The sequence below is a fragment of the Rhizobium sp. Leaf453 genome (genome assembly GCF_001425605.1).
GTDB lineage: Bacteria > Pseudomonadota > Alphaproteobacteria > Rhizobiales > Rhizobiaceae > Pararhizobium.
This window is the reverse complement of record NZ_LMRG01000028.1, coordinates 222813-246738: the sequence shown is the minus strand read 5'-3', so window position 1 is coordinate 246738 and position 23926 is coordinate 222813. Positions and strand designations below refer to the sequence as shown.

19 protein-coding genes are annotated in these 23926 nt (G+C 58.5%); 9 read left to right on the top strand and 10 right to left on the bottom strand.

Going from position 1 to position 23926, the window contains the following annotated elements; all coding sequences use genetic code 11:
- The first annotated feature begins 167 nt into the window (after nt 1-167).
- Nucleotides 168-845 (top strand): hypothetical protein, encoded by a 678-nt coding sequence (locus tag ASG68_RS26010; protein ID WP_062584360.1) that lies wholly within the window; start codon nt 168-170, stop codon nt 843-845.
- A gap of 41 nt (nt 846-886) precedes the next feature.
- Here ASG68_RS26010 and ASG68_RS26005 read toward each other — a convergent pair whose 3' ends face one another.
- On the bottom strand, nt 887-1711 hold the full coding sequence (locus ASG68_RS26005) for a helix-turn-helix domain-containing protein (RefSeq protein ID WP_062584358.1): 825 nt from the start codon (nt 1709-1711) through the stop codon (nt 887-889).
- Nucleotides 1712-1874: 163 nt separating this feature from the next.
- On the opposite strand from ASG68_RS26005, the gene ASG68_RS26000 reads away from it, so the two are divergent.
- Both ASG68_RS26000 and ASG68_RS25995 read left to right on the top strand, forming a co-directional pair.
- The gene (locus ASG68_RS26000; protein WP_244484334.1) at nt 1875-2840 is read left to right on the top strand and encodes a Gfo/Idh/MocA family protein; all 966 of its coding nucleotides are present in this window, start codon (nt 1875-1877) and stop codon (nt 2838-2840) included.
- A gap of 33 nt (nt 2841-2873) precedes the next feature.
- On the top strand, nt 2874-3758 hold the full coding sequence (locus ASG68_RS25995; protein ID WP_062584356.1) for a sugar phosphate isomerase/epimerase family protein: 885 nt from the start codon (nt 2874-2876) through the stop codon (nt 3756-3758).
- 432 nt (nt 3759-4190) lie between these two features.
- On the opposite strand, the gene ASG68_RS25990 is transcribed toward ASG68_RS25995, so the two are convergent.
- Entirely contained in the window at nt 4191-4583 is a 393-nt protein-coding gene (locus ASG68_RS25990) for a hypothetical protein (RefSeq protein ID WP_062610256.1), read from the bottom strand.
- A gap of 108 nt (nt 4584-4691) precedes the next feature.
- Between ASG68_RS25990 and ASG68_RS25985 the strand changes: the two genes are divergently transcribed.
- From ASG68_RS25985 to ASG68_RS25975, 3 genes are read left to right on the top strand one after another with little or no spacing between them, the layout of a single operon-like run.
- Entirely contained in the window at nt 4692-6218 is a 1527-nt protein-coding gene (locus ASG68_RS25985; RefSeq protein WP_082478597.1) for a TULIP family P47-like protein, read from the top strand.
- Between the two features lie 47 nt (nt 6219-6265).
- Nucleotides 6266-7792, top strand: a complete 1527-nt coding sequence (locus ASG68_RS25980) for a TULIP family P47-like protein (protein ID WP_062584350.1) — start codon at nt 6266-6268, stop codon at nt 7790-7792.
- A gap of 3 nt (nt 7793-7795) precedes the next feature.
- Entirely contained in the window at nt 7796-9052 is a 1257-nt protein-coding gene (locus ASG68_RS25975; RefSeq protein ID WP_062584348.1) for a TULIP family P47-like protein, read from the top strand.
- A 97-nt stretch (nt 9053-9149) separates the two neighbouring features.
- Here the strand turns inward: ASG68_RS25975 and ASG68_RS25970 are convergent, their stop codons facing one another.
- The 6 genes from ASG68_RS25970 to ASG68_RS25945 form a co-directional block, all read right to left on the bottom strand.
- Entirely contained in the window at nt 9150-12329 is a 3180-nt protein-coding gene (locus ASG68_RS25970) for an ATP-binding protein (RefSeq protein ID WP_062604000.1), read from the bottom strand.
- 240 nt (nt 12330-12569) lie between these two features.
- Nucleotides 12570-14423, bottom strand: a complete 1854-nt coding sequence (locus tag ASG68_RS25965; RefSeq protein WP_156384919.1) for a hypothetical protein — start codon at nt 14421-14423, stop codon at nt 12570-12572.
- Between the two features lie 47 nt (nt 14424-14470).
- Entirely contained in the window at nt 14471-15076 is a 606-nt protein-coding gene (locus ASG68_RS25960; protein ID WP_062584341.1) for a nuclear transport factor 2 family protein, read from the bottom strand.
- Between the two features lie 49 nt (nt 15077-15125).
- Nucleotides 15126-16604 carry a hypothetical protein gene (locus ASG68_RS25955; protein WP_156384918.1) on the bottom strand — a complete coding sequence of 493 codons (1479 nt, stop codon included), beginning with the start codon at nt 16602-16604 and terminating at the stop codon, nt 15126-15128.
- A 311-nt stretch (nt 16605-16915) separates the two neighbouring features.
- Nucleotides 16916-17500 (bottom strand): UbiX family flavin prenyltransferase, encoded by a 585-nt coding sequence (locus ASG68_RS25950; protein WP_062584337.1) that lies wholly within the window; start codon nt 17498-17500, stop codon nt 16916-16918.
- The gene (locus tag ASG68_RS25945) at nt 17497-19008 is read right to left on the bottom strand and encodes a UbiD family decarboxylase (protein ID WP_062584335.1); all 1512 of its coding nucleotides are present in this window, start codon (nt 19006-19008) and stop codon (nt 17497-17499) included. The genes ASG68_RS25950 and ASG68_RS25945 overlap by 4 nt, the downstream gene beginning before the upstream one ends.
- Nucleotides 19009-19114: 106 nt before the next feature.
- Here ASG68_RS25945 and ubiT point away from each other — a divergent pair, with 106 nt between their 5' ends.
- From ubiT to ubiV, 3 genes are read left to right on the top strand one after another with little or no spacing between them, the layout of a single operon-like run.
- Nucleotides 19115-19621: a ubiquinone anaerobic biosynthesis accessory factor UbiT gene (gene ubiT / locus ASG68_RS25940; protein ID WP_062584333.1), complete on the top strand. Its 507-nt coding sequence runs from the start codon at nt 19115-19117 to the stop codon at nt 19619-19621.
- Complete coding sequence (gene ubiU / locus ASG68_RS25935) at nt 19612-20589, top strand: ubiquinone anaerobic biosynthesis protein UbiU (protein WP_062584331.1); 978 nt, start codon at nt 19612-19614, stop codon at nt 20587-20589. Before ubiT ends, ubiU begins: the two co-directional genes overlap by 10 nt.
- Before the next feature lie 11 nt (nt 20590-20600).
- A complete protein-coding gene (ubiV, locus tag ASG68_RS25930; protein ID WP_062584329.1) occupies nt 20601-21533 on the top strand; it encodes a ubiquinone anaerobic biosynthesis protein UbiV in 933 nt (310 codons plus the stop codon).
- A 370-nt stretch (nt 21534-21903) separates the two neighbouring features.
- On the opposite strand, the gene ASG68_RS25925 is transcribed toward ubiV, so the two are convergent.
- Nucleotides 21904-22365 carry a MarR family winged helix-turn-helix transcriptional regulator gene (locus tag ASG68_RS25925; RefSeq protein WP_062584327.1) on the bottom strand — a complete coding sequence of 154 codons (462 nt, stop codon included), beginning with the start codon at nt 22363-22365 and terminating at the stop codon, nt 21904-21906.
- 125 nt (nt 22366-22490) lie between these two features.
- Nucleotides 22491-23804 (bottom strand): MFS transporter, encoded by a 1314-nt coding sequence (locus tag ASG68_RS25920; protein WP_062584325.1) that lies wholly within the window; start codon nt 23802-23804, stop codon nt 22491-22493.
- Nucleotides 23805-23926 lie beyond the last annotated feature (122 nt).

Genomic DNA, 23926 nt, shown 5'->3' with positions numbered 1-23926 from the left:
GCCGGAGCCAAGACGAGTCCTCACACAATAAGGCTCGCGAGCCGAAGCTCATACTGCGTCACATTGCGAATAAATAAATTAGGACGCGCACTGTTTTGCGCATGTGCGATGTGGCTTTCTGCAAGACATGAATTGCAGGCTACGGGAGTGCTGACGTGCAGAACCTGATGAGAGATCTGGCATTTGCGGATGATTTCATTTCCGCAAAACTGGTTGAGAATGTCGTCGACTATGATGTCACGGATGCCGTTGTCGTCAACATCAGCCCGTCGATCATGGTGACCGGAGACGAGCATCCGGCTGTGGTTCCCGCCTGGAAGTCCACCTGGCTGAAAGGCGGACGCATCCGCTCCGCCGAGCGCGCCGCGATCATCAAGGTGACCAACCCGACCAATCTCGGCGGCTGCATGTTCCGAGGCTGGGATTGGCTTGGAAACCGCATCCGAAGCTTCCCGCGTGATACGCCCCTTTACATCTCCCCACAGGACGAGATCGGCACCGTCAGCCTGGATCCCCGTGTTTTCACCAATGAGCGAATGCAGCCGGAAGCAGTGCAAACCTTCACGCTGAAGCTGAACCTCTGGTGGTCACCAGGCGATACGGATTGCTTCATCCACAATGAGCATCCATTCCTTGAGACGCACACGCAGATTCACGGACTGGGGCGAATGCAGAAATTCCGTCAGCGTGAAGCGTCAACGCTATACGAAGATGTCGTGATGCCGATCGGCTATTCGCACGATCCGTTCTGCCGCGTCACGGGCGACAACCAGTGGACCTACCCATGGCATCGCTACTATGCCGACACGGACAGTATCTGGCTCGCCGTCGAACTGCATCCCTGAACCAAGACACCCCGAGCGCGCCGCATTTCGATGCGGCGCGTTCAACTCATCTGGATCATGTCGGACCCATCGCCAAGATACTGCAGCGCTTCGCGCGGAATCGACGGATCGTTCCGGTCCATCACGGTCAGATCCTTCAGGTGTTCGCGCTTCAGCAAACCCGGTCCTCTGTAGTGGAGGGCGACCTTGGTCGAATAGGGCTGGCGAAACACGGTGGCGGCGATGCCGCTTGAGATACCGAACATGAACTTCTTGGCATTGCGCTTCACCTGTGCATACACACCAAACGTCAGTTCGTTCGACTGAATTCCCTCGAAATCCGCAGTGAATAGGCGGTCGGCGACAGGAAAGCAGAAGCCGTAATATTTGAACACATATTCGGTCTTGCGCGGATTGTCGAAGCTCGGAAATCGCTCGACGTAATAGTGCTGGAGGAACTCCTTGTTCTGGTAGATGCACAGCGCCGAGCGGAGCACAAACCCCTTGTAGATCGATGAGAACTGATAGCGGTCGTAGACGCCGACAATGTCGTTATGATCGGAATTGTTCTCGACAATCATGTTGGAGACGAACCGCGAGAATTCCGGCAATTGCCGCGCGGTCGCCATCGCATGGAAGAAGTTGCCATCGACAAGGGTTCGAAACTCATCCGGGTCGGCAAACAGGATCGGCACGCTCAGCCCGAAGTAGTTGGCGATGATCCTCAGGTTTGTCGCTGACGGGACATGGGCGCCGGAGAGATATTTGTTGAACTGCTGCCTGTTGACGTTGATCTTGCGGCAGACGGCCGCAACCGAACCATGCCGCTCGCACAGCGTTCTCAGATTTGTCGCCAAGGCGGCCGCGTCTCGTCCCAGATGTTCCATGGATTCCCCTCGCGTGAAGCAGAGTGAAGCGTAACTTACTTCACTTTGCAAATGACTTCAATCGCTTGCGAAATTGTGAGGCGATCATAAATCCGTCAATCTGCGGTGGTCGAATGGAGAGGATCTGGCGGTGAATTCCAAGGGAGCGACGGGATGGTCGATGATGGGAACAGGGCCCATCGCCGCCGAACACATGGTTGCCGCGATCCGCTCCGCCGGGCATCAACCGCTCTGGGTGGTCAGTCGCAGCCGGGAATATGCCAGGTTCTTCTCGCAGGACCTGAATATCCCGAAGACATCCGTCGAGGCCCGCCAGGCGCTGAACGATCCAAGCGTCAATTTCACCTATATCAGCGCGGCACGCGAACGACGCAAGCACTACATTGTGGCGGCAGCCAAGACCGGCAAACACATCCTTTGCGACGCCCCGATCGCCCGAAACAGCCGGATTGCGAACACCCTGACAGAGCAGTGTAGACAAGCGGGCGTGGCGCTTGTGGTGAACCAGCCATTACGTGCTTCCTCTATCCATCAAACGATGCGCAGACTGCTCGCGGAAGGCGAGATCGGAAAGCTCCAGTCGCTGCTGATCGTGCGGGGAGCCCCTTTTCAACCATCGCCCAATCGTCGGACCGAAGAAAAGACGGAAGACGGAGACATCCTTCTCGACATAGCGATCGAAGATATCGATCTGGCCCGCTTCCTGACCGGCCAGGAACCAGTCGAAATCTCGGCACTGCCGGGCGAAGCCACCAGAGAGGACGTCGACAAGGCCTCCTATGCCATCCGCATGTCCGGCGGCTCGGTATTCCAGGCACATGAAAGTTTCGCCATCGCGGAGATCGAAAGTGTCGTGATGCTAGCGGGCGACCACGGCGCGCTGATCGCTCACGGCACAATGAACGGCAAGGGCATGGGCACACTGATACGGCGTATGGGCGGCCGTAATGAACTCATCCCGGTGAGGGAACGCGACACCTATGTCACGACCATCGAAGGTTTCCTCGCTTCTCTTCAGCGCCCGGATACATGGATGGGCCAGGGAGACGACAATGTCATTGCGCTTCGCACCGCGGAAGCCATCGCGGCAGCCGCAAGGACACGCCGCACCGTCACAGCGTCGCATTGACGCTCGTTCAGAAAATTGAAGGGGGCCGAAAACATGGCGGATGAACGCAATCAATTGATCTTTCACTCCATGGCTTCACGCTGGAACACATTGTCGATCGATATCGATATCACACGCAAACTGGGCTTTGACGGCCTGGAGACATCCGGAACAAAGATCGCCGCCTTCCTGGAAGCAGGCTTTTCCGAACGGGAGTTGAAGGAACGCCTCGAGGGCTTGGTCCTTCCCGGAATCGGCTTCCTGATCGATCTTGAGCGACAAGGCGAAAAGCGCCGTGACATGCTGCGGGAAGCCGAAGAATTGTGCCGTCTGGCCACCGCCGCTGGCGCCGAGGGCATTGAAGCCATCACAGGCCCGCTTGACCTGAAAGTGTTTGAAGCGGGATCCGCGACATTGTACCCGACCCTCTACAGGGGCCTCATCGATGCACCAAAGGAGACACAAGTCTCGCTGACGGCCGACAACCTCCGGGCTGTCGCCGATATCGCGGCCGGTTTCGGCCTCGTTGTCTATCTTGAAGCATTGTCGTGGACGCCGTTGAACACGATGGACTCCCAGCTGCGGGTGATCGACCTGTGCGCACGCGACAATGTCAAACTTGTCATCGACTTCTGGCACTCCTACACCTCGGGCGATACTCCCGACCGCATTGCGCGCCTGCCCAGAAACTTGATTTACGGCGTCCATCTCTGCGATTCCCTGCCGTTCCCCGGTGGCATTCCGAATGAACGTATTCTGCGGGATGTGCCGACCGGAAGCGGCGTGCTCGACCTCAAGGAATGGGTGGACGCGGTCAAGGCGACGGGGTTTTCAGGCTGGTGGAGCTGCGAACTCTTTTGCAATCGCCAGCATCAGGACAACAGCTACGACGTAGCTGGAGAATTGAAAACTCTGATGGAACAGTTGATCCAATCTTAACAGGATCTTGAGAGCAGTTGCGTGACGGCGCCAAGTGCCGTGAGACACAGCGACCCAATGCAGGAAATTGTCTATTTCTCAACCCGGAGCAGACAATCAAACGACAACCGGTCGGGATCAAAGCCACAAAAATCGGTTTATCGGCCGAACTACCCTGTGACATGGCCTTGATCGCCGTAGTAATAATATGGTTCGATTAGCGGACGCTCCCGCAATCGTCGACAGACGTATTTCAGCGTCAACTCGTGACAGCTAACGGAGCGCCCACGTCAATGAATGATGCTTAGCAAGGCATCCCGCTTGATCGTCGCTATGCTGGTGTAGGCATCACCCAGCTATATGGCGAGCCTAACTGAAATGCATCATAGCGGTTTGGAGGGATGTGTGGCTGGGGAAACACATCGGCTTCGGCTGTGCATGGACGGTCAAAGATCAAAATGATCTGAGCGCCACTTCTTCGGAGAAGTTTGCGCCAAGCCCGCCTGCCCCTTGCGCAGACGGAACCGATGACACCCCTGCGTTGTTCCAGTCAAGGACAAACGGCAACAACCATAGGTGCAGAAACGGAAAGACTGTCGGCTCGTTCCGATACATTCCCGCCCGCCCGATCGTCGGCCCCCTCCCCTCCAGCCACAGCTCAATCCACACCAACGGATAGTTGCAATTAAACTTGCCTGCTCGCCTCATCGGCAAAGCAATTGTTTCGCCTATCGTTTCAATCGCACAGCACTGCCGGGCATCAGGCTCAGGAGAATTTCCCCCATTTTCAAAGCCAAGTTTCAGAACCTTATACGACGGCCGAATCTGATCAAATTCATCAACCATGACGATATTGTGGAGATTAAAAAATCAACTTTAACTTGATGATTCGAATGCGGCGGAACATCATTCCCCTTGTGGTTGAAACAACACGCCGGGACGAGGAGTCAATCCATGACAATGGCAGAATCACTTGATTTTAATAGTCATTTCAGAACATTCAGGCCTCTGACAGCCTATCGGACGGGCTCCTATACGCCCCGAGAGGAACTCCCGGCAGCATTTCTGTCGCGAGAAGCGACAACCTATGGCTGGGATAGCGTCAATTGCATCAAGGCGTCGATCGCCAACGATGTTTTGAAGAAATCCGACAAATATCCGCATACACTGACAATCGACATGAACCCCGAAACGGGGTGGCAGATCACAGCGAATTTCGACGCCTGGCAGATCGCGCCCGGCGGTTCCGGCGCCATCCTGTTCATGAAGCTGCCGCTGACCACTGCCAGGATGACTTACGGCTCGGGCGAGGTCAGTTTCAAGAATGGGTATGCACTGATTTCCATCAAACTGCGATATGTCCCGCAGGAGCAAAAGAGTGCCACCTTGGCGAGTGCCGCGGAGCAGACCATCGCCGATCTCATTGCGGATGCCGAGGGACGATCGACGGACGACCCGGCGGTGACGGTCCAGCGAATACATTATGGTGACGGAACGCCGAGCGAAGATCAGCGCGCGCTGTTCTTGGCATCGTTCGCCTATCTGATGAATCAGAATCTGGCTGCCTTCCAGCACGTATTCGCTGCCGTCAACTTGAACCAGAAGGCTGCCGAGTCAGCGTTTCAGTGGTTGAAGCCGACATACACCAGCTACGCCTATTTCCAGGGTATCGACGACAGCAGCAGCTATTTTGCTGTCTTGAACCAAGTTGAAAGCCATAGTCCGGAAGGACTTACAAACCAGGTCGCCGCCTCTGCCATACCGGATACGTGCGATTCATCAATCCTCATCTCACACCGCCTGTTTTTGGAGCGAATGGTCCTTCCGGGACTGACGCAGGCATTCACCAAGGCGCCATCGAATGCCTTCCGCATGCCGGCAACTGCCGACGTGATCGAAAGCACGCAGGAAGTGAAGCTGGATCCGGTCAAGGTCGGGGCCATCAACTATACGCCGATCATGACGTACTTCCGGCTTCAGGTCGTCGGTGCCGAAGTCCAGATCGTCAGCAAGGTCAAGATACCGATCTCTCCGGGCATCGTGGCCTATGTCAACTCCACCTATTTCTACGTGCTCGGACTGGTGAAAAAAGACGACGGTACCTACACGATGGATTTCGAACCATCGGAAGAGCCGGAAATTACCAGCTGGCATGAGATCGCGTCCTGGGTCACGTGGACGGAAGTAACCGTCGCACTCATCGGATCTGTCGTCGGCGCTGTAGTGGCGGAGGCGATCAAACAAACGGCCCAGAAGATCATCGCGGTTGTCGTCATCATCGTCGTCGCGGGTGTTCTTGCGGTCGTGCCGAGCTTGATTGCCGACGTTATTGCGGACGGAGCCGCCGCCGCATTGCCTCCGATTGGTCCCCTGATCGACGAAGCACAGGCGCCGGTGAACTGGCCCGACTCGTCGGGCTTCGATCTCAAGTCGGCGGAACTCAACGGCGCGCTCCAATTCGGCGGCTTGTTGAAGGTCTGACACTACACACCCCATCCACATCCATAATCTGTCCTGGAGGCACTCCGATGAGACATGCCATAGAACTCGTTCGGCCTAAAACATTCGAGACATTTCGCCTGCCCGACATCAGATCCCTGCAACCTGGCCGCTTCGTGGAACGCCATCACCAAGCCAAGGAACTGTTGGCGTCGGAAGCCGATACGCAAGGCTGGGATACGGCGAGCGCCGTACGTCTGTCGCAAGTCAACGCAGCCCTGAAGACCGGTTTCTACCCCAAGTCCTTTGATGCGAAGATCAGCGCGGACTGGACTGCAAAAGGTGACTTCGGCACCTGGTCGATGAGCCGTGGCGGATCGGGATCAATTGTCTTTTTGAAGATACCAATCACGCAGGCGAATATGCTCGCCTTCGGCAAGACCATCGACATCAAGGATGGCAGCATCACCATTCAGGTCAAGCTCAACTACCTGCCGCAACCTGTTCCGGCCGATGACCCGAAAGGCAATCCGAATGACCTGATCACCAATCCAGACGAGCGCTCTCCGGAAGATCCGGCGGTGGTGATCCAACACATCGACTACGGCGAAACGAAACCTCCGATGGACCAGCAGGCCATGTTCTTTTCGATCATGGGAGTGTGGTTCAACAACAATATCGGCCTCTTCAACTACGTCTTCAATGTGGTCTCACTGAACCAGGTCGCCCAGTCGGCACAATTCCAGTGGCTGAAACCAACCTACACGAGTTACGCCTATTACGACGGCGACAAGGATGTTCCAGGCGAAGACGAGGCCTATTTCGGGGTCTTGAACATGACCAACAACAAGCAGCCGAAAGGACTTGCCAATCAACTGCCGGCATCGGCGATCCCCGACGGGGCCGGTGCGTCGATCCTCATCGGAAACCGCCTTTTCCTCGAAAACATGGTGCTTCCCGCCATGCAAGCCGCCTTTCCCAAGGCAACGACTTCGGATTTCACCATCACGAATGACAACACCTCCATTCAGATGAAAAACAATCTCGATCTGGAGAAGGTGAAGGTCGGCGCGATCTATTATCAGCCGACGGCGACCAGCATGATCATGCAGGTCGTTGGCGACGAGATCCAGACCCGGATGACCGTGCATATTCCGATCAGCCCGGGTATCGACTCCTACGTTATCTCCGAAACCTGGTACCGGTTGCAACTGGTTACCAAGGACGACGGCACGCAGACGATCGGCTGGGTCGAGTCGCGGCCGGCAATCAAGGACAGCTACTACAAGAAGGCCGAGTGGGTCGTGATTACCGAGGTGATCGTTGCCGTGATCGGCGCGGTGGCCGCAATCGTCGGAGGCGCTGTTCTGACCGGTGTCACCCGTGTGATTGTCGTCATCATCATTGGTGTCGTTGCCGGTCTCGCCGCCGCGACGCCGACGCTGATCGCCCTGGCGATCTCCAAAGGCGCCGCCGCCGCGCTTCCTGCGCTGACGACGATGCTCGCTGAACTGACGGAGCCGGTCGAGTGGCCCGACACGGCCGGCTTCCTGCTCTCCCAAGTTCAATTGAATGGTTCGCTGCAATTGAGCGGCGCCTTCAAGACGAAGGGTTGACCCATGAACACGTTCGGATGGGATACGGTCTTCGTGGTCGGCGAAGACCGGCTGAATACGCTTTTGCGCGCAAACTCCGGCGAACTCACACTCGACTTCGCTGTCCAGGCAGGCGGGCAGGCATCGGGCAAATATGCCCCCTGGCAGATCGCGCAAGGCGGCTCCAATGACATCATTCACCTCAAGCTCGAAATCGCGGAAGGCACGCTTGAGTCAAACGGCAAACTGATAGACATCAGGGGACTGACGCTGATTGTCGCCACCTATCTCGACTGGCTGGCAACGGATGACAACAAGGAGGAGTTGCGGCTGGATTACAACAAGCTCGGCGAGACCGGTAACGAGCCGGTGCGGGGTGAGTTGACCGTCATCAGGCTCCTGGATCCCAACCAGGTGCTTTCGCCGGAGCAAAACGCGCTTCTCTCTTTTGCGCTTGGACAGAACCTGGTCGCAAACGCCGCCCAGGTCCGGTTCGTGTTCGCCACGGTAAACCTCATCGCTCCCCAAACGAATTCCTGGCTCACGCCGGTCAAGAACAGCTATGGCTACTTCCATCGCGAGGACCTGCAAGCCGGCTATCTTGCTATATTCAGCGTGACGACGGACCGTGCCATTTCTGGCCTCGAAAAGACGGTGGATCCGGCGGCGATCCCGACCGAAACCAACGCGACATATGTGATTTCGGACGAATTGTTCCTGAAGAATGTGGTCGCCCCGGGACTTGCGCGCTCGTTTTCCACCGACCCGAGTGCGTTTGCCTATGACGGGCAGGCGAAGATCCTCAGAAACACGCGCCGGCTTATGGCAAAGTCGGTAAAATCCGGCGCCATCACATACCACCCCGAGGTAGACCAACTGGAGGTTAGGAGCGGCGAAAACGCACTCCAGACATACTGCAAGGGCAAGGCCGACATGCACGCCGGCATCATGCTGCACTATACCGTCGATGCCCGCAACGAAGCACGCTTCGAAGCGACGGACCGCTCGCTGACATTCCTCGTCGATCCATCGCCCAAACAGACGCACAATGCGAAAATTTCATGGTGGTTCTTCATCGCTGGCCCGATCGTCATCCTGATCACCGAAATTGTGGTCATGGTCATCTCAAGCGATATCGCCAAGGACATCAGCGACGAAAATCGCGAGCGGCTTGCTTTTGGCAGACACCCGCCTTCGTCTATTCTTCTCGGCGCGGGCGACAGGATTGACGTGACCTATATGGGCGTGAACTCGGGACTTTATTTGCGGGGAAACGTCTAGAGCCACGGCTGGCGACAATTTCGGTTGTGCCGCTGTTCGAGTTCGAATAGCGGCACCCATGACCCAGAAGCGGCGCCGATATCCGCGCGCTCGAGCTTCAGCTGATTGCCTGTGATGTGCCTGCCTCGGTTTTGTCCAAGGCCGCAAGCGTTTGCATTGCCCGGCGTTCCCAGGTCCTTGCCCCCTGTTTCCGCGCGATCGCTGTCGATTTCCGCAGGACTGCTCTCGCTGTCGCGATGCCGACAGAGGCTTCCATCTCCCCCTTCAATCGCAGGAGTTCAGCAGCAAAATAGCGCTCCCTTGTCCTGTCCGCGAGCGCGAGTGCTTGATCCACGGTATGCGATGCTTCCGGAATTCGGTCCATGATGAGATAGCTTTCCGCGAGTATTCCGAGGTAGCATGTCTTGTCGATCTCCTGTTCGCCCATGTTGTCGCAGATGTGCTGCATACGCAGGAGACCGGACGCATCCTGATGGTTCGTGACCATCATCCAGCCCTGGAAGAAAAGCGCCATGTTCAGCCACAGCTGAAATCCGTTCTTCCTTGCCAAGGGGATCAATTCGTTGATCATCGCTTCCAGCATTTTCGCGTCGTGGCGCAGGGCCATAAGGATACATCCGTTGCCAAGACACGCGGCGAGGCGATAGTCCGTCTGCTGCCGCGCCTCTGCCTGGGCTTCAAGATAAAGCTCCAGGGCGTTTTCTGCTTCCCCGATAAGCTGCAGGGTCCAGGACAGGTAGATCAACGACATGCTCGGAAAATCACTTCCCACAGCTTCCGCATTTAATCGGTGCGCCAGCGCTTCATCCAGATACGACCTGGCCTGCTTGAACCGGCCCTGTGAGAAAGCACACATGCCGAGGAACTGCGTTCCAAGGACCGAAGCCCGGACATTGCCGAACTCTTTGCCGATTTCGAGAAGTTGATAACTTGCCCATTCCGCATCATCAAAGCGGGCAGAGTTGAATGCCGTACCAAACAGGCCATCCAGCGCGCGAATTGCGGCTGCTGCATCGCCAAGTGCTTCGCTGAGTTGCATCACGCTCCGGTAGGCGTCGCTTCCTTCACGTGTGACGTAGCCGTAGGTCGCATAAAGCACGTCGCCGCGTTCGAGTTGCAACCTTAGTTCCTTGCGATCCCGGCTATGCGACGGCGGTAGCTTGACCAGACACTCCAGCCCTTTGGCAAACATGTTGGCCGCTTCGACCTTCGCCCAGGTCTGCCCCACTTTTATGCCTGCCGCCAACCAGTGGTCTGCGGCTCGTTCGAATTGCCGTGCCTCGTACAAATGCTGCGCCAGAACCTCGGGATGTTCTGTTGCCGTGTTCGGATCGGTTTCTTCTATCGTGTCGGCCACCCGAGCGTGGAGCTGCCGCCGGTTTTCCCTCAGGAGTGCCCCGCAGGCGGCCTCCTGCAGGAGCACGTGCGTAAACGCATATCTTGGCCAATCGGCAAATGGTTGCGGTGCAATGAGCCCGACTTCCGTCAACCGCTGTAATTGCGGTTTGAGTGCTGCGACGGAGACATCAGCAACCCGGGCAAGGATCTTTACGTCGAACTCCCGACCAATCACGGCCGCGACCTGGGCGATCGTTTTGGCTTCGCCCAGCCGGTCGAGCCGGGCCAGCAATGCAGATTGCAGGTTGTTGGGAACCTCTATCGGACGATTTTGCGCACTTGGGGAGGCCCCATCAAGGTCTATGAGTTCGACCGCAGACCGTGTTAGTTCCTCCACATAGAGCGGCACACCTTCCGCCTTTCCAAGCAGTGACCGGGCGACCTCGGAGCCAAGCCTCACTCCTGACGCAATATTTTCAGCGAGCGCGACCGCCTGCTCGCGCGTCAGGCGTCCGATCTTCATCGTATCGATGCTCAATGGCCGCGTTCCCAAGTCCATTGAGGCCTGGCGTGACGTTATCAGGACGAGAACAGCACTATCCTGGATCTCCTCGTGAAGTACACCGAGGAGATTGCTGGAGGATGGATCGATCCACTGCGCATCTTCTATTTCCAGAAGCAGGGGACCTTGGCGTGCGATGTGACGGAGCCACCCGATGAAAACCCTGTGTACGGCCGCCTGTTGTTCCGTCGAGGTGAGTTCGGAAGGTGGATAATCTTCCTGATCCAGGGCCAGTAGCCGCGCGAGAATTGGCAGGCAGTCCGGCACGGGAACGCCGCAATTCGCCAAGAGTGTTTCAAGCCTCGTTGTTGCGAGAGGTGCGGGCAAGGCTTCCGATATGCCGCACTCCTGTCTCAAAAGCTGCAGGAAAGGAAATAGGGCACTGTTCGAGTGCGTCGACGAGCACTGCGCTACCATAATCCGTGTCATGGGGAGTTGCTGCGCTGCTTCGAATAGCAGCCTAGACTTGCCGATCCCCGGCTCACCGCAGAGAAGGAGCCAGCGCGCGCAATGGTCACGCACGACCAACTCCCCCAGCACTAGGACCCTCTGGATTTCGGTTTCTCGACCGACAAGGGGCGTAAGGCCGGCCTTGCCAAACCTGTTGCCGTGCGGCAGAGCCCCGGCGGCGCGCCATATGTGGACCGGTTCGGAGAAACCCTTAAGGGTGGCCGCACCAAGGTCCCGGAATTCAAATGATCGGTGAGCCGCCGCATATGTGGCTTGATCAACGAGGACAGTCTGCGGATCGGCGAATGTTTCCAGCCGCTGCGCCAGACTGGGGATATGACCGAAGGCCACGGTGGATACCCCTTCCGGTGCTCCTTTGACTTCCCCGACAACGACCAGCCCGCTGGATATCCCGATACGGACATTCGGCCGGGTGCCATCAGGCGCCTCCATCTGGGGAATGGCGGCGATAAGGTCGAACGCCAGCGCCAGCGCGCGGTCTGCGTCGTCTTCCTCGGCGACCGGGTAGCCGAAAAGCACCTGCAGCGAGTCGCCAATATAGTTTGCGACGAACCCGCGATGGGATCTGGCAAGCCCGCTGCAGCGGTTGAGATAATTCTGCGTGAGGTCGCTGTAGTCTTCAGGATCCAGCCGCGCCGCATATTCCGTGGACCCCACCATATCACAAAACAGGATCGTCAGCTGACGGCGTTCGGGTTGTTTCCTCGATGGGTTGGTGATTTGCGTCGAAGTCATTGCCGCAGCCGCGGCAAGCAGCTTGCGTCTTGGACCGAGCGGAATCTGCATCTCCCGCAGGTCTTCGTCAGTGAGAAGTGGCAAGCTGTCGAAATCGATCTGGGCACGAGCAAATGTCTGCGCAAGGTGCGCAAGCCCGATCTCCATCAGCCACTTATCAACATCGCTCATAGCTGCTCCTTCACGGGGCAACGAAGGCCGGCTACCTCAATCCATGTTCCAAGTTCATGCAGGCTACATCAGCGACAGGAAATATCCAGAAAATTGTCAGGGGAAAGGTTTCCCAACCGGTGATTTCGCCGCTCAGGATGGGCTGGCTATCGCCTGCCGGACATCTCAAGAGTTTTGGGGGGAACAATGACCGCGAGCATGTCTGCGGCTCCATAGAAGGTGCGAGAGGGACGGGGTTGCTTATGGAGATTTCAACTCAGGACAGGAAATGTCGGCATGCTGTACATAGTCCTTCCGTCCATAGACCAGCACGGTTTGGTCGAAGCAGAACCTCTTCGGCATCACGCGAACCAGATAGCGGCGGTTGCATCTGGCAGGCAAATCCACCTGAAAGGCTCGCAATTCCGTTGAGGGTTTTGGTTCGGTAAATCTGGAATGGCCGAGGAAGGACACGTTTCGAATGAACATGGCTTCACCGGACGTTCCAACTTCGCCGGCAATGACGGCGAAATTTCTGTCGTCCGCCTCGTCCCTGCCCGGATAATCCCGGTCGAACGGCGCTGCCCCCGTGTTCGGGATTTCTACGGATTTCACCACGACGTTGAAACGTACATCGTCTCTTTGCGGGACGCCGCCGTAGCTATTCAGGTATTTCCAGCCGAGACGGAGCACACGGTCGGTTTGCAAGTTGGCCAACGGGACTGGCAGCACCTTGATGGAAAAATCGACCGGTTCCGAAATGTCACCCTGTTCCGATGCGCCGGGGATCGGACACGGTGTGTACAAGGGCTTGTAGTTGCATTCGGCCCCGCCGGCACCCCAAAGGCAATTGCTTAGAGCACTCCAGTCGCTGGTATTGATTTCCGGGACAGCAGTCGAAAGGCTGTTCCCCTCAACCGGGACCATCCAGGGATGAATTTTCCCGGCACCCGTCCTGGTGGCCCATATTGTCCTGTGGGCGTTTATCTCCCGCAACTTGCGCTGTTCCGCCTTGAGCCGGAGGAACTGCGACCTGGTGGGACGGATGATCGTCGGAGCCTTTGCCACTGCATCGGCTGCAAACCGTTGGCCAGTGACTTGCGTGGTGAGTGTATGGCACTGCGTGCAGTTGCCGGTCGGGTCGCTCACGGTCGACGCACGTTCAAGGCTGATGCGATAGGTGCCGGTGTAACCGGATCCGATCACTCGAAAGGGCGTCGATCGGCTTCGCGGCGTTTTGGGTAGCAGATTGCCGAGACTGAAGGCAATTGCGTTGGGATCGGATCTGTCGAGAAAGCCTACGCGCGCCTGCTGGATGCTTGGCGTGATGACATAAGCGCTCTTGTTGTCATGGCATGCGGAGCATTCCACCTGAAAGGTCGGATCATAAAGGGCCTCCGCCGCGGCACGGCCCTTGTCGTCGTCATATGACCGTCCTCCCGGCGGCACAAGCTTTTGCGTCCAGTCGAACTCGCGACGATCCTTTCTGCCGTCGAAGAAAGCGGTTTCCCCGGTCAGCCTGTTGAATCCGATGACGCCGTACAAGGCAAACTTCGGGTTTGATCGCTGCCAGTATGGCGTCGGCTCGACTTCGCCGTTCCGGCTCGATTTTCGGCAGAGGAAAAGCCAGTCCACATTGCCCTGCTCGACACGGTGCAGCCGCGAGTTCAGCCCGCAATATGCCGCGCTGCCAGCCAGCGAGGGCTTGTCGCATTGTGTTATCCCGGTTGTCCACTTGACGATATTGCCTGTGGCATCGCGGTGCTCGAACTCCAGAGGATGCCCCTCCTTGTGCGGATTTGGTTTCAGGTCGACGAGATTGCCATCGACCTGGAGCGGAAGGATTCTGGCCTTGTCACTTGAACAGTCCCCGTCGGGGATAGGCCCGAAGACGGCCCGCGCCTCATCCCCAAACCGCGTAATCGTATCGCGGCTGGCCGACGCTGGCGCCCACAGGAAAGCGCCATTCCACCGCGAAGTGATCTCGGCAAAGACGGGTTCTTTCGGCTCGGAAGCGCGAAAATCTACCGCATGCACACTGCCGGTGTCGCTGGGACCGGTAGCCGTCTCACCGCGTGAAATCGGTACGTCCGCGACGACGACAAGCGTTGACATGACGACGAAGAGCCGGCGAAGATGCCTCACAGCCGTTCTCTCGACACTTACCGCGCGCGCAATTCAAGCCTGGGACTATCGATGATCAGCGTGATACGCGAGAATTTCCAGATATTGCCCGCTTTCTTGAATTCCGTCCGCAGCACGCCGGTATAATCGAGCACTGGCGTCTCTATGTCGGAATGTTGAAGCGTCACGAGGACGGTCGTCTTGCCCTGAATGGTGTTGGCATCGACGGAATGCAGCAGCGTGTTGCTCTCGAGATGCCTGGTCTGGGTCCCCTTGTCCACCAAGCCGTTGAAATATTCGTCGATATACGCCTTCAAAAGCTCATCGCCGGTTGTCTGCGAGAGTTGCTCCCCGGCGGCATTGCACAATTCGTAGAAGACTTTGTCGGTAAAAAGACCGGTAAGCCGGCTGACTTTCTGATCATCCAGAGCCCAGTTATAGAGATGGATCAGTTTCTTGGCAGCCGCCTCGTCGGCCGGTTCGGGATCATTGGTGGATAACAGCCAGGGGGCATCGGGTTGGTTCTCGCACGGCGTCGTCAACGGTTGCGCCGCCGCCCCCCATGCGAGGCCAAGGCCCAAGCCTATGATAGCAACGTTGAGTTTGGCACGACGCGCAATGAGTTGCTTGAATGTAAGCGACATGACGGATCTCCCTTTTTGAAAATGACACTGGAGAGCCACCGACTGGTTATCAGTGGATTTCGGTTCTCCTCAACATCAGCCGATCATCGATGCGTTCGATACGATGGGTCGATTGGACAGGCGAGAATGTGTCGCCGGGTTCACGGTTTCTGCGACCCTTGCCCTCTGACTCGCCGTAATCGACGAGCCCATTGATGAACAGCCTGTCCACGAACGTTCTGGCCGCATCCTCGACGCTCAAGGGTTCGATCGATCGCCCGTTGCGTGCCGCGCTCCTGGCGATCGTCTCCGCCGGATCGGCTGGCAATTCGACGTAAAGCGGCTGGTCGAGGCCATAATGCGCGGATGGGATAGGGCCGACTTTCGGCGTGTAGCTGTGTTCGATATCCTGCCCTGCAAAGCCGGTGTCGTCCTTAGGCGTTACGGATGTCAGAATGGCGGTCGCCGATTCCAGCGAAAGGATCAGCCGTCTGACAAAGACGCTTCTGAAAACGGCCTGATAGGCAGGATTTTTCGACGCTGCTGCCAGCATCATCTTGGCAGCGACCGAAGCATAATATTGCGGAACGAGCGGAGCCTGCGTGACGGCTTCGATCATGATGTCGCGGAGTTCGATCGTGATGTCCCGCAACTGATCTGGCGTCGCTACGGGATGAACGGCCAGCATGCCCGCCAAGATTTCCAAGATGGCGCCGGTGTACACCCGCGAGAAGGAGTGCGGCTTGGCCGTCAGCGTCGAGGACGGCCCACTTGGGTTCAAGCTTGCGGGTGGGGCGTAGCAGAAAGAATTATGCGCATTGCGCAGGCAGTCACAGTCCGCGTCGGCCGGAAACAGCGAATGGAGTGCTGTCCCGAATTGCTCGGCAATTCGCGAAAGGCGCGAGGCGGCGTAGATATTTCCGCTGGTGCTTGCCAGTATCGAGCTTCGCATGCTTTCGAGTTGAAGCGCGCACAATATCGCACTGACATCGCCGAAGGACTCGTGGAATGCCGCGATCTCTTCGTTGGCGGAGTGCCAAAGCTGCCTTTGAGCGACATCGAGCATCGCATGCCCGAGCTCATGGCTGAGAAGGTCGGGGCTTTCGGCGGCATAGATGAAGGTTCCCTGCGCAAGCTGGCCGCGAAAGAAGTTGAGTGCCCGCCTGTCATAGCCTGCGTTCCATCTGACACCAACATTCAGCCTGACATCAAGAATGGGGCCGCCAAACCAATCAGTTTCCGGCGCGACCGCCGGCCCCCAGAATTGAACGCCCCGCGTGAGCGCCGCGGCGGCGTTCCAATACCGAAAGTTGAGCGTGCTGGTATCGGAATCGGGGTTCGGTCGTGGCGGTGGAAAAGAAAACTGAAACGGCGGTTGGTCGATCGCGGGCTTGTCAACACTGACAAGTCCGCTTGAGGCCGGATCATTCTCCCAGACTTGAATTTGCTCTGCCAAGACATCCCCCATACGAGCTGGCGCTGCTCGGACGGGAGGTCGCTTCTGACCGTATCCGGCAGCAGTTCGCATTCTCGATGCAAAGAACGGCATGAAGGCGATGATGAATAAGGAGTGCTGTTTGGTTACCGGTCAGCGTATGCTGTTGAATGAAGCATTCATTTCGGGCGCATTATTGTTACGGCAAATACAGAAGTACGTGCATTATTAGCACGATACTACACAACTTTAAATGGCTTTATCGAACATGCCGGAGACGATGCAAATCACTTCGAGGAAAATTGCAGTCGCTGTGGTCGATCGCAAAAGGAACTGAAGCGCCACGCGGGGCCTCGCTCGTCTCGATCATACACCTGATATCATGATATGGTGGTCGGCTACGGATTGTCGGACCTTCGGCAAGGTCAGCCGGAATTCATGCCCTCCCACTGCTGCGCCAAAGTTGGCCGCTCTAAAGCCAGGAGATCGATCGCGCGGCATGCGAGATGATCCACGATGTCGGCGACGGAGCTTGGGCGACGGTAGAAGGCCGGCACCGGCGGCATGATAATCGCACCCATTTCCGTTGCCGCGACCATGGCGCGGAGGTGGCCGAGATGCAGGGGTGTTTCCCGCGCGAGCAGAATGAGACGGCGGCGCTCCTTGAGTTGCACGTCGGCAGCGCGCGTGAGCAATGAATCGGCGCGGCCAGTGGCGATGGCCGACAAGGTTTGCATGGAGCATGGAGCAACGATCATGCCGTGGGCGTGAAACGAACCGCTGGCAATGGAAGCGCCGACATCGTCGATCGAATGATGCCGGTGGACAAGCGAGGCGAGGCTTCCAAGCGCGTCGGGGTCACATTCCAGAGCAAGCGTGCGATGCGCCGCCTCGGAGACGACGAGATGGATTTCGAGATCCGGAAAGGTGGCTAACCGTTCGAGAATGCGCACCCCCAACGCCGCGCCCGATGCCCCGGATATGCCGACGATGATCCGCTCCACCGTCATGCCATCCCCTCTTCGAGACCGAGCGAGTGCCAAAGGCCATCGACCCGCGCAACCACCTCGGCCGTCATTCCAAGGGGCCGGCCCCATTCACGGTCGGTTTCCGTGCCAACCTTCGTAGTGGCGTCCAGGCCGAGTTTGCCGCCGAGACCCGCTTTCGGCGAAGCAAAATCGAGATAGTCGATCGGCGTATTGTCCACGACCATCAGGTCGCGACCCGCGTCAAAACGGGTAGAAAGCGCCCAGACGACGTCCGGCCAGCTCCTGACATCGATATCGCCGTCCACCGCGATAATCAGCTTGGTGTAGCTGAACTGCGCCAGCATGGACCAGAGTCCCATCATCACACGGCGCGCCTGACCGGGATAGCGCTTGTCGATGGAGACGACCATGGCACGATAGGAGCAGGCTTCGGGCGGCAGCCAGAGATCGCGGATTTCGGGAAACTGCCCTTTTACCAAAGGCACGAAGAGTTCGTTCATTGCCTCCCCGAGCCGCGAGGGCTCGTCTGGCGGCCGGCCTGTATAGGTCGAGAGATAGAGAGGATTCTTGCGCATGGTGATCGCAGAAATCGTCATCACCGGAAAGGCTTCGACGGAATTGTAGTAGCCGGTATGATCGCCATAGGGGCCTTCCTCGGCCGTATCTTGCGCGGAGACTGCGCCTTCGAGCACGATTTCCGCACCGGCGGGAATGGGGAGCGGCACGGTGATGCCAGGCGCTGTCTGCTGGCGCCGGCCACGAAGGATGCCCGCAAAAGCAAGTTCGCTCATCCCATCCGGCAATGGCATGACCGCAGAGAGAATCGTCGCCGGATCCGCACCTATCACGACTGCGACCGGCATGTCCGCACCCCGTGCCTGCCAGAGCCGATGATGGCGCGCGCCACCGCGATGCGCCAACCAGCGCAGGATCAACCGGCTCTTGTCCAACTTCTGCATGCGGTAGATGCCGACATTGATGTCCGAGGGATCGTCCGGCGCACGGGTGATTACCAGGGGCCAACTGACGAGCGGGGCTGGTTCGCCCGGCCAACAGGTCTGGATCGGCAGCCGGTCGAGATCGATCGCATCGCCCCGCCAGATCGTGTGCTGGCAGGGCAAGCGGGAGACGGCGCGCGGGTTCATCGAAAACGCAGCTTTCAGGTGCGGCAACTTCTGCCAAGCATCCAGCATCGAGCGTGGCGGCTTCGGATCGCGCAGATCGGACAGAAAGGCGGCAAGGCGCGGCAGGCCGCCGGCCTCCAGCCCGAAACCCCATTCGATCCTCTCGCGGGTACCAAAGAGATTGGCAAGCAGCGGAACCGACTGAATGTTGCCGCTGGCATCGATTGGCTGCTCGAAGAGCAGCGCCGGCCCATCCCGCGCAAGGACTCGGCGGTGAATTTCGGTGATTTCGTGGACAAGCGAGACTGGCTCGCGAACACGTTTCAGCCGTCCCCGGCGTTCGAGTAGGGCAACGAAATCCTGAAGGCTGTCATAACGGCGCGGAATGGGGAGATCGGCTTTCATGCCGTACCCTTGCGGGAGAAAAACGGTGCGGTCTTTGTGCTGACGCAAACATCGGATGTTCGATACTCCCTAATCTGGCGCTACGTATCTTTCCAAGGCCCGCCGCATGCCCCACCTTCCTCCGCTTCTTGCAAAACCCGTCGATATTGCGCCGCTCTGGCTTGTGGAGCGTGTCGCACGCATGATCTTCTCCTGCGTCCTGAAAGCTCACCCCGATCTCTTCGCGCGGCTCGGCGACTACCGGGAAAGCCGCTACTGCTTCTCACCCTCGGACCTACAGCTGCATTTCCGTGTCGTCCCGGCGACGCAGGCTCTCTCCGTTTCCCGTGGTACGCCGCCTCCGGCAGATGCGCACATCGAGGGTCCGATCGCATTGCTTCTCGGCCTGCTCGAAGGGCGGTGCGATGCCGACGCGCTGTTCTTTTCGCGCGATCTCTCGGTCAGCGGTGACATGGAGGCGATGCTTGCACTGCGAAATACGCTTGATGACAGCGCCATCGACTTGCCGCGTGTAATCGGCTCCTTTGGCGGCCCATTTTCGCCGGTGGTGACCGGCTTCGCACGCTATATCCGGACGCGAGTGCTCGAAGGAAGAGAAACCGCATGGAACTGATCTGCCCCGCTGGCACGCCTGCGGCCTTTCGCGAAGCGCTGGAAGCAGGAGCCGACGCCGTCTATTGCGGCTTTCGTGATGAAACCAATGCCCGCAATTTCCCCGGCCTGAATTTCAGCCGCGAGGAACTACGCCAATCGATAGCACTTGCCCGCCGCAAGAACGTACAGACATTTGTCGCGCTGAACACTTTCATGCGGGCGGGCGACGAGGCACTGTGGTATTCCGCCGCTGACGATGCCGTAGCGCTGGGAGCGGATGCGCTTATCCTCGCCGATTTCGGATTGATGGCCTATGTCGCCGAGCGATATCCGCAGCAACGCCTGCATGTCTCCGTCCAGGCATCGGCCTCAAATCCGGATGCCATCCGTTTCCTCGTAGAGACCTTCAATGCCAAACGCGTCGTCCTGCCACGCGTGCTGACGGTCCAAGACATTGCCCGCCTGACCTCGCAGATCGATTGCGAGGTGGAAATCTTCGTCTTCGGCGGCCTTTGCGTGATGGCGGAGGGGCGCTGCTCGCTCTCCTCCTACGCCACCGGCAAATCGCCGAACATGAATGGCGTCTGCTCGCCGGCCAGCCATGTGCGCTACCGGGAGGAAGGCGGATCGCTGGTCTCCGAACTCGGCGCCTATACGATCAACCGGTTCGGTTCCGGCGAGGCCTCCGGCTACCCGACACTCTGCAAGGGGCGCTTCGATGTCGCGGGAGCGGAAGGCTACACCTTCGAGGATCCAGTCTCGCTCGACGTCATCGACGAGATCGACGCCCTGCGGGCGGCCGGGGTCTCGGCATTGAAGATCGAAGGCCGCCAGCGCGGCAGGGCCTATGTCGCCGAAGTGGTTTCCGTGTTGAAGAAAGCGCTCGGCGCCACCTCGGCCGAGCGCGCGCCTCTCGTCTCCCGCCTGCGGACGTTGAGCGAGGGGCAACGCACCACATCCGGCGCCTATGACAAGCGCTGGCGATAGGAGACGACCTGATGAAAAAGAAGCGAGCGGCGCTGAGCCTTGGGCCGATCTATTATCTCTGGGACGGACCGAAATGGCGGGACTTCTACTTCCGCATCGCCGACGAGGCTGATGTCGAGCATGTCACGCTCGGTGAAACCGTGTGTTCCAAGCGCCAGCATTTTAGCGAACCGCATGCCGCCGAAGTCATCGAACGTCTGGAGGCTGGTGGCAAGCAGGTGACACTGTCGACACTTGCCATGGTGACGCTCGAGCGTGAATGCCGGCATGTTCGCGATCTCATCCGCGACAGCGATCACAAAGTGGAGGCGAATGATCTCTCAGCGCTCGGGCTGCTCAAAGGGCAGCGGCATTCCATCGGCCCGCTGGTGAACGTCTACAATGCCGCAACGGCACGCGCCCTCGCCGCGCGCGGCGCGCAGAATATCTGTCTGCCGCCGGAGCTGCCGGCCGGCTCCATCCGGCAGATGCTTTATGCCATGCCCGACTTTTCCTTCGAACTTTTCGCCTTCGGCCGCATGCCGCTCGCCATTTCTGCGCGCTGCGCCCATGCCCGCTCGAAGGGGCTGACCAAGGATAATTGTCAGTTTGTTTGCGGCGAGCATCCGGATGGCCTACCGCTACGCACGCTCGACCGGCAATCCTTTCTCGTGCTCAACGGCGTGCAGACCATGTCCAATAGCTGCGCTGTGCTGCTCGATGACCTCGCGCCACTCGTCGATGCGGGCCTTGCCCGTGTTCGGCTCTCACCGCAGGACTGTGACATGGTGCGTGTTGCCGAAATCTACCGGGCTGTGCTTGATCAGCGCGTCGATGGGAGCGCGGCGCTCTCCGACCTGTTCAGGATCTATCCCGACATACCTTTCTCCAACGGGTTTTTGCACCAGCGGGAAGGCGCAGCCTGGGTCGCGAGGGGACGCAGCGCCGCGTTGACACTGGGTTAGAATCGGATCGTCGAAGGCGTGACGCGTCTCGGACTTGGCGGCCAGCAGGACACAGACCGTCCTGAAAGCCGCAGAGATGGCGAGAGCTTGCTCCTGACCGGAATCCACCAATATCGTGGGTCGTCAGAACAGAGCCAATCATGACGCAGGTCATCGCGGACCGGCAGCGCATCGATCGCCGGGATACCCTTTTCGTCGAAACCCTCGTGCCTCACCGCCCCGTTCATCGTTGCGCCGGATGAAAAAGGCTACCGGGTAGACCGACGCACGGCCCGTCGGCGACAGGTAACTACGCTGCCCCACTCAACGGCATGACGTACAGCGTCTACGCAAATTCAGGAAAGAGGGCGTCGGGAAAACTCGACGCTCTTCAGTCGTCCTCAGCGATTTTCCGCAGGAGGAACAGGAGCGCCACCCTTTCCGCAGGGTTCAACCGCTTCATGGTCTGTTCGCTAATGATGTGTCCTTGCGGATACATCTGTTGAAGGACGGTTTCGCCCTTCGGCAACAGGGAGATGATTACCTTGCGCCCATCGACCTCGTCTCTGGAGAGGTCAACGAGACCACGGGCCTTCAACCGCTCGACGATACCCCGGATGGTGGCTTGATCGACAGAGGTGGCCTTGACCAGCTCGACCTGCGAGCTTGGGCCGAGATCGTGCAGGGCACACAGGGTGACGAACTGCACCGATGTCAGATCGGGATCACTTGCATTGCTCTGGAAGATGGAAAGATGTCGCTGATAGGCCTTGCGCAGCAGGTGCCCGACCTGCTCGGTAACCTGGTAAAGCCCCGCCATTCCCTGTTCTTGCCCGTCTCTGTCATCAGCCATGATAGTGGCGCTCGTTTCGATATTTCATCTGTCTTCGTGCAAAACGCAGCAAATCGCAACACGATCTCACTGCAATTCCGGAACTCGCCGCGCAGGGTCAAACTGCGCGGCGACAGATCAAGGGCCTATTCGAGTACCCGATCTTTCGATTCCGCATTGATCAACCAGACGCTGACAGCGGCGACAACCAGCAATCCGGAAATCACTCCGAGCGCGAGGCCAAAATTCGAGGTCATCAGAGGCGCCACGATCGAGGGGGCGAGCAGGCCACCGAACCGGGCAACCGAACCAGCCATGCCCATGCCGCTGGCGCGAAGCGTGGTCGGGTAGATTTCCGGCGTGAAGGCATAGATCGCCCCCCAGGTTCCGAGAAGAGCAAAGCTGAGCAGCAGGGTTGCCGCCACGATGATCTCCACCGTCTGCCCCAGGCCGTAGGCAAGTGTGCCGACCGCGCTGAGCAGGAGGAAGCCGATCAGTGTCGGCTTACGCCCCCATTTTTCGACACCATAGGCGGCAAGCGCGTAACCGGGCAGTTGGGCGATCGCCAGAATGACGAGGAAGACCTGACCGCGGACGAACCCGAAGCCGTCGGCCGCGAGCTTGACCGGCAGATAGACGAAGACGCCGTAATAGGAGACCGAGATCAGCATCCAGGCCAGCATCAGGAACACGGTACGGCGACGAAGGTCATTGGAGAAAAGCGCACCGAGGCTCTTCTTCTGCGGTGTCTGCGGCTTCAGCGGCGGAATTTCGACAGCATTGCCGTTGGCCTTGGCAACCTTTTGCAAGACCTGTCGCGCCTGATCGGAGCGTCCCTGTTGATTGAGGTAGAGCGGCGATTCAGGAACGTAGAAGCGCAAGATAACGCCGATCAGGGCGGGAAGTCCGGTCACGAAGAAGATCGTCCGCCAGGCTTCGCCGCCCTGCGTTCCGGCCACGAGCGCCAGAAGGGCGAGCGCCACCGTGCCGACGGCCCAGAAGCCTTCGAGCAGAACGAGCCAGCGGCCGCGCCGGTCGGAGGGAAGGAATTCCGCCATCATGGCATAATCAACCGGAAGCGTTCCGCCGACGCCGAGGCCGGTCAGGAACCGCGCGACAAGAAGCCATTGAAGATCCGGCGCAAAGGCGGATGCCACGCCGCAGATCGCGTCGAGAATGATGGCGATGAACAGGACAGGCCGGCGGCCGATCCGGTCCGCAAGACGGCCGAAGACGAAGGCGCCGATCAGCATTCCGAAGAAGAATAACGTGCCCGTCTGCAAGGCCTGCGGGACCGTGACGCCGAAACTTTTGGCAATTGATGGTGCGCTGAAGCCGATTGCCAGAACCTGCATGGCATCGGCCGCCCAGACGAGACCGAAAATGACGAATAGACGCTTCTGGAAGCGGCCGACGCCGGCCTTCCTGATGCCGTCTTCTACTGTGATGGGTGACTGCATTGTTTCCCTCTTTTTTGAAAGATGCCGTCGCCGTTTTGCAAGAGCAGTGATCTTTGCCACCTTTGGTTCTCTCGAAAATCAGCGCACGGGTGTGCCAAGGCTTCGACCGCCGTTGAAGGCGG